General features: G+C 67.6%; 7 protein-coding genes. 1 reads left to right on the plus strand and 6 read right to left on the minus strand.

Annotated elements, in window-relative coordinates; all coding sequences use genetic code 11:
- The first annotated feature begins 30 nt into the window (after window positions 1-30).
- Window positions 31-636: an NUDIX hydrolase gene (locus DXK32_RS31540; RefSeq protein WP_114862104.1), complete on the plus strand. Its 606-nt coding sequence runs from the start codon at window positions 31-33 to the stop codon at window positions 634-636.
- Window positions 637-639: 3 nt separating this feature from the next.
- On the opposite strand, the gene DXK32_RS31545 is transcribed toward DXK32_RS31540, so the two are convergent.
- The 6 genes from DXK32_RS31545 to DXK32_RS31570 form a co-directional block, all read right to left on the minus strand.
- Complete coding sequence (locus DXK32_RS31545; protein WP_114862105.1) at window positions 640-858, minus strand: hypothetical protein; 219 nt, start codon at window positions 856-858, stop codon at window positions 640-642.
- A 103-nt stretch (window positions 859-961) separates the two neighbouring features.
- On the minus strand, window positions 962-1,753 hold the full coding sequence (locus DXK32_RS31550) for an ABC transporter ATP-binding protein (protein ID WP_114862106.1): 792 nt from the start codon (window positions 1,751-1,753) through the stop codon (window positions 962-964).
- A gap of 8 nt (window positions 1,754-1,761) precedes the next feature.
- Complete coding sequence (locus tag DXK32_RS31555) at window positions 1,762-2,538, minus strand: MlaE family ABC transporter permease (protein ID WP_114862107.1); 777 nt, start codon at window positions 2,536-2,538, stop codon at window positions 1,762-1,764.
- Window positions 2,538-3,674, minus strand: a complete 1,137-nt coding sequence (alr, locus tag DXK32_RS31560) for an alanine racemase (RefSeq protein ID WP_114862108.1) — start codon at window positions 3,672-3,674, stop codon at window positions 2,538-2,540. Before alr ends, DXK32_RS31555 begins: the two co-directional genes overlap by 1 nt.
- Entirely contained in the window at window positions 3,652-5,184 is a 1,533-nt protein-coding gene (locus DXK32_RS31565) for a replicative DNA helicase (protein ID WP_014240374.1), read from the minus strand. The genes alr and DXK32_RS31565 overlap by 23 nt, the downstream gene beginning before the upstream one ends.
- 182 nt (window positions 5,185-5,366) lie before the next feature.
- Entirely contained in the window at window positions 5,367-6,620 is a 1,254-nt protein-coding gene (locus tag DXK32_RS31570) for an SAM-dependent methyltransferase (protein ID WP_114862109.1), read from the minus strand.
- Between the last annotated feature and the right edge of the window lie 114 nt (window positions 6,621-6,734).

Genomic DNA, 6,734 nt, shown 5'->3' on the forward strand with positions numbered 1-6,734 from the left:
AGGCCAACCATCCTACCAGGAGGTCGCCCGATGAGTGGAAGTCATACAAGCGGAGACTTGAAGCCCTGGACGGTCCTGGAGCGCCGGACCCTGCTCGATGCCGAACCTTTCCTGAAGGTGCACGCCGAGACCGTCGAGACGCCGGACGGCCGGCGGGTGGAAAATTTCTATCAGGTCGAACAGACGGACTTCGTCCAGATGTTCGTCGAGGACGCGGATGGGCGCGTCCTGATGCTGCGCACCTACAAGCATGGCCCGCGCCGTGTCAGCCAGACCTTCCCCGCCGGCGCCCTGAATCCCGGCGAGGAGCCGCTGGCCGCGGCGAAACGGGAGTTGCTGGAGGAAACCGGCTACGCCGCCGAGGATTGGACCGCGCTCGGCTCCTACGTGGTGCAGGCCAACCAGCGCGGCTGCGTCGGCCACATGTTCCACGCCCGCAACGCCCGCAAGGTGGCCGAGGCGGACTCCGGGGACTTGGAGGAGATGCGGCTGGAGTTGGTGACCCGTGCGGAGCTGATCGCCGCGGCGGCAGAGGGCGATTACGCCCTGCTGCCGGTCATCGCCATGCTGGGCGCCGTCCTGCTGCCGGAGCTGCGCGACAACCTCGCGCGGTCGGCGGCGCGTCCGGCGCCGTGACGGTCATTTTCCGTCGGTCGGGCCGGCGAAGAAATGGGCGAGCGCGGCGGCCCCTTCGAGCGACAGCTGGTTGTCGTTCTTGAGAAGCTGCTCGTGGGCGTTCTTGATGGTCTGCACCGTCTCTTCGTTGGTCAGCAGACCCTTGGCCTGGAGCGTCTCCAGAATCTTGGCGCTCAGCATGAAGCTCGCGAAGGCCAGTCCGTTCGTGGTGATGTCCGCCATGCTCGTCTCTCCGATGGGGCGCCGGCCTGTGGTGGCCGGCGTTCTTTCCGGCCGACCCTACCGGGCGGCCGGTTAATTTTGCACGAACCGGCGCTGCGGCGCCTTACAGCGCCCGCACCTGCATCTTGATCGGTCCTTCGCCCCGGCCATGAACGAACTGGTCCACATAGGGGTTGCCGGAGTTGTCGATGTCGTTGGCGTGGCCGGTCCAGATGATCCGGCCCTGGTAGATCATCGCGACCCGGTCGGCGATCTTGCGGGCCGAGGCCATGTCGTGGGTGATGGTCACGGCGGTGGCGCCGAGGTCCTTCACGCACTTCACGATCAGCTCGTTGATCACGTCGGCCATGATCGGGTCGAGGCCGGTCGTCGGCTCGTCGAAGAAGATGATCTCCGGCTCGTCGGCGATGGCGCGGGCGAGGCCGACGCGCTTCTGCATGCCGCCCGACAACTCCGACGGGAACAGCTCGCCCACCTCCGGACCGAGGCCGACCGCGCCCATCTTGGCGATGGCGATGTCCTTGGCCTTGGCGCGCGGCATGTGCTCGCCCTGGATCAGGCCGAAGGCGACGTTCTCCCAGACCTTCAGGCTGTCGAACAGGGCGGCGCCCTGGAACAGCATGCCGAACTTGTGCAGCAGCTTCTCCCGTTCGCGCGGGCGCAGCTTCGTCGTCTCCTCGCCGTCGACGCGGATGGAACCGCTGTCCGGCGACAGCAGGCCGAGGATGCATTTCAGCATGACCGACTTGCCGGTGCCCGACCCGCCGATGACGACCAGAGATTCGCCGCGCCCGACCTCCAGATCGATGCCGTTGAGCACGACCTTCGGTCCGAACGCCTTGTGCACATTCTTCAGCGAAATCTTCGGCGGATGAGCGGGGGGAACCTGGGACATGGAGTCGCTCACTTCGTCGAGAAGAAGATGCCGGTGATGAGGTAGTTCCACACCAGGATCAGGATGGAGGCCGAGACCACCGCGTTGGTCGTCGCCGCACCCACGCCCTGGGCGCCGCCGCGGGAATGGTAGCCGTGGTAGCAGCCCATCAGCGACACCATGAAGCCGAACACCGCCGCCTTGACGAGGCCGGAGATCACGTCGATCGGTTCCAGGAACTCCCAGGTCCGGCCGATGTAGGAGGCCGGGTTGAAGTCCAGCCGGTAGACGCCGACCAGAAAACCGCCGAACACGCCGATGATGTCCGCCACCAGCACCAGCAGCGGCAGCATGGCCAGCCCGGCGATCAGGCGCGGCGCCACCAGATATTTGAAAGGGTTGGTCGACAGGGTGGACAGCGCGTCGATCTGCTCGGTCACGCGCATGGTGCCGATCTCGGCGGCCATGGCGGCGCCGATGCGCCCGGCGACCATCAGGCCGCCCAGCACCGGCCCCAGCTCACGCGTCACCGACAGGGCGACCACCGTGGCGATGGCGCCCTCCGCCTGGAAGCGGGAGAAGCCGGAATAGCTCTGCAGCGCCAGCACCATGCCGGTGAACAGCGCGGTCAGCCCGACCACCGGCAGCGAGTAGTAGCCGATGTCGATCATCTGCCGCAGGATCTGCCGCGGGTAGAACGGCGGACGCACGCAGTGCGACAGGGCGGCGCCGGTGAACATGGCGAGCTTTCCGGTGGCTTCCAGAAAGATCAGGAAGGCCCGTCCGGTGGCGGCAAGGAAACCCATCAAGCGACCTCAGGCGGCGGCGGGTCGCGGTAGACCCTGTGGTAACGCGCGCCCAGCGAGGTCAGGATCTCGTAGCCGATGGTTCCGCCCTCGCTCGCCACGGTGTCCACCGGGCGGTTCGGGCCGATCAGCTCCACCAGCCCGCCGGGCATCACCGCCGCGTCGGGAAGGTGGCTGACATCCACCGTCACCAGATCCATCGAAACACGCCCAACCACCGGAGCGGCCACGCCATCGACGAAGACATGGCCGCGCCCGCTGAGCGAGCGCAGATATCCGTCGGCATAACCCACTGCGATGGTTGCGATTTTTCCTCTCGCCGCAACGCGGTGCGTGGCACCGTAGCCAACGGTCATAGGGCTGTCAACGTTGCGCACCTGAAGCAGCCGGGCGTCGAGCCGGATCGTGCCCCGCATCGGGTTCGCCGCGGCGGGAGTCGGATTGACGCCGTAGAGCGCGCAGCCGGGCCGCACCAAGTCGAAATGGAAGGCCGTTCCGTGGAAGATCCCGGAGGAATTGGCGAAACTCGCCTCGGCCGCCGGCAGCCGCCCGATCGCCGAGCGGAAGCGCCCGAGCTGCTGGCTGTTCATCACCGAGTCTTCGTCGGCGCAGGCGAGGTGGGTCATCCACACCCGGACATCCACCCCCTCCAGCCGCGAGAGGTCGTCGACCAGCGTGTCCAACTCGTCCGGGCCAAGCCCGAGTCGGTTCATGCCGGTGTCGATGTGGACGACGGCGGGCAGGGCCGTTCCCTGCGCCCTGGCGTGGGCCTGCCACGCCGCGATGTCGCCCAGATGGTTCAGCACCGGCAGGATGCGGTGGGCCGTGAAGTCCGGCGCGGTGCCGGCGGGCAGGCCGCCCAGCGACAGCACGCGGGCGCCGGCCGGCGCCACGGCGCGCACGGCAAGCGCCTCCTCGAACTGGGCGACCACGAAGGTCTGGCAGCCGGCGGCGGCGAGTGCCGGAACGACGCGCTCCACACCCAGGCCATAGGCGTTCGCCTTGACCACGGCGGCGCATTCCGCCGGCGCCACCCGGTCGCGGAGCTGTGTCCAGTTGGCGACCACGGCGCCGAGGTCGATGGTCAGGACGGCGCCGGCGCGGGCCAGCGGATCACTCAGTGGGGCCGAAGTCATGGGTCGTGTCGAGGTCGCCGAATTTCGTGAACTGTCCGTCGAAGAACATGCGGACGCTGCCGATCGGGCCGTGGCGCTGCTTGGCGATGATCGCCTCCGCGGTGTTGTGCACCTCGGCGTAGCGCCTCTGCCAGTTGGCGTAGCGGTCGTTGTACTTGTCCTCCGACTCCTCGGGCCGGCGGGCCGGCTCGCCGCGCTCAAGATAGTACTGTTCGCGGTAAACGAACATCACCACGTCGGCGTCCTGCTCGATGGAGCCCGATTCGCGCAGGTCGGCGAGCTGCGGCCGTTTGTCCTCGCGCATTTCCACCGCGCGGCTGAGCTGGGACAGCGCCAGCACCGGCACCTCCAGCTCCTTGGCGATGGCCTTCAGGCCGCGGGTGATCTCCGAGATTTCCTGCACGCGGTTCTCGTTGCCCTTGGTCGAGCTGCCGCGCAGGAGCTGGAGATAGTCCACCACCACCATGCCCAGCCCGTGCGTGCGCTTCAGCCGGCGGCAGCGGGTGCGCACCGCGGCGATGGTCAGGGCCGGCGTGTCGTCCACGAAGAAGGGGACGCGGCTGAGCTCCTGGCTGGCCGCCACGAACTTCGGGAAATCGCTGTCCTTGATCTCGCCGCGGCGGATCTTGTCGCCCGAGACCTCGGCCTCGCCGGCCAGGATACGGGTGGCGAGCTGCTCCGCCGACATTTCCAGCGAGAAGAAGCCGACCGGCGCGCCCTCGCCGCCGTTGGTGCGCATGTGCGCCTTGGCGGCGTTGAAGGCGATGTTGGTGGCCAGCGCCGTCTTGCCCATGGAGGGGCGCCCGGCCAGGATGATGAGGTCCGACGGGTGCAGGCCGCCCAGCTTGCGGTCCATGTCGCGCAGGCCGGTGGTCACGCCGGTGACGTGGCTGGAGCGGCGGAAGGCCGTCTCGGCCGTGGCGATGGCCGCCTTCAGCGACTCGGAGAAGGCGATGAAGCCGCCGCGCACGTCGCCGGTCGAGGCGAGGTCGAAGAGCTGCTTCTCCGCCGTCTCGATCTGGTCCATGGCGTCGATGTCGAGGTCGTGCTGATACGCCTCGTTCACCATGTCCGTGCCGACCTCGATCAACTGCCGGCGCAGGAACAGGTCGTGGATCGTCTTGCCGTAATCGCCCGCGTTGACCACCGTCACGACGTTCGCGGCGAGCTGCGCCAGATAGCCGGCGCCACCGTCCGGTGCCAATTCGACGTCGTTGTCGAAATAGGCCTTCAGGGTCACCGGATTGGCGATCTGGCCGCGCTCCACCATCTTGGCGATGGCCGAGAAGATGCGCTGGTGCGCCGGGTCGTAGAAATGCTCGGCGCGCAGGAACTCGCCGACCTTCTCATACGCCTTGTTGTTCACCAGGATGGCGCCGAGCAGCGCCTGTTCGGCCTCCTCGTTGTGCGGCGGCGTGCGGTATTCCGCCGTCGGCTTCACGGCAGCGGCACGGGACAGCCCGCCGTCGAGGGGGCGCGGCTCGAAAAGCTGGGTGGTCTTGTCATCCATGGCGGCACTTTAGCAAAGGGCGAGGCGCAAAGCTGTGCGATCGGGGTAAATCTACCCACATTCCTGTGAGTAACTTTTGCCCACAGCCGGTAAAAGCTGGGGGTAAGGGGGAATTTGAACGTTCTATCAAGAGCTTGGTCCAGAGCAAAACCTGTGGGTCGATGCGGCGCGGACAGCTCGGGTCACGCGTTGCTGGCGCCGACGTTCCGGCCCGTCCGCAAGGGTGGCAGGACGGCCTGGGCCAAGGCCGTCTCGGTGCGCTGCATGTAGTCGCGGACGAGCGGGACGGCGCCCAGGGAACGGGCGAGTTGCATCTGGAAAACCATGTGCCCCTGGTAGCGGAAGCTGATCTCCGCCCCCGCCAGATAGAACTCCCACATCCGGCAGAAGCGTTCGTCGTACATCGCGCGGGCCTCCTCCCGGCGGGCCGCGAAGCGCTCCCGCCAGTGGCGGAGCGTCTCGGCGTAGTGAAGGCGCAGGATCTCGACGTCCGTGTTCCACAGCCCGGCCTTCTCCACCGCCGGCAGCACCTCGGACAGGGCGGGCGAGTAACCGCCGGGAAAGATGTATTTGCGAAACCATGGGTTGGTGGAACCCGGCCCATCCGACCGGCCGATGGCATGAAGCAACGCGACCCCGTCCTCGGCCAGCAGGTCGCGCAGCTTGGCGAAGAAGGCCGGATAATGAGGCACACCGACATGCTCGAACATGCCGACCGAGACGATGCGGTCGAAGCGACCCTCCATCTGCCGGTAGTCGCGCAGCTCGAAGCGGACCTGACCGGCCAGCCCGGCGTGGGCCGCCCGCTCCCGTGCCACGGCGAGCTGTTCGCGGGACAGGGTGATTCCGGTGACCTGGGCGCCGGTCATGCGGGCGAGATAGAGGGCCATGCCGCCCCAGCCGCAGCCGATGTCCAACACCCGCATGCCCGGCCGAAGCAGCAGCTTCGCCGCGATGTGCCGCTTCTTGGCCTCCTGCGCCTCGTCCAGCCCGGTGTCCGGGCTGGGGAAGTAGGCGCAGGAATATTGCAGGTCGCGGTCGAGGAACAGTTCGAAGAAGGACCGCGACAGGTCGTAATGATGGGCCACGTTGCGCCGCGCCCGCCTCAGGGGATTGCTCTGCTGGACGAGCCGCAGCGCGGGTGAGAGGGCTTCCCGCAAGTTGCCCAGAACGCCCTGGACATTGTCCGTTCCGGCGCTCAGCAGCGCCAGGAAATCATAGACCGAGCCACCCTCGATGGTCAGGCGGCCGTCCATGTAGGCTTCGCCGAAGCGCAGCCGCGGATTCATCACGAGGTCGCGGTGCAGCGCCTTGTCGTGCAGACGCAGCGTGAGGGACGGCGTGCCAACCCCCACGCGGTGCCTTCGCCCATCGGCTCCGACGATGTCCAGGGCGCCGGCGGTCAGGGCCGGGCTGAGCAGGCGGGCAAGCAGCATCGCGCATCTCCCCATCCGTCGAACACGACTCGGTCTCGTTCCTTCGCCACGAGCGAATCACCGGGAACGAGAGTCGGAGTTCGGGGCGGGGGGAGGCAACCCGCCGGAGGGGGC

The sequence above is a fragment of the Azospirillum brasilense genome, from assembly GCF_003349955.1.
Classification (GTDB): Bacteria; Pseudomonadota; Alphaproteobacteria; order Azospirillales; family Azospirillaceae; genus Azospirillum; species Azospirillum brasilense_B.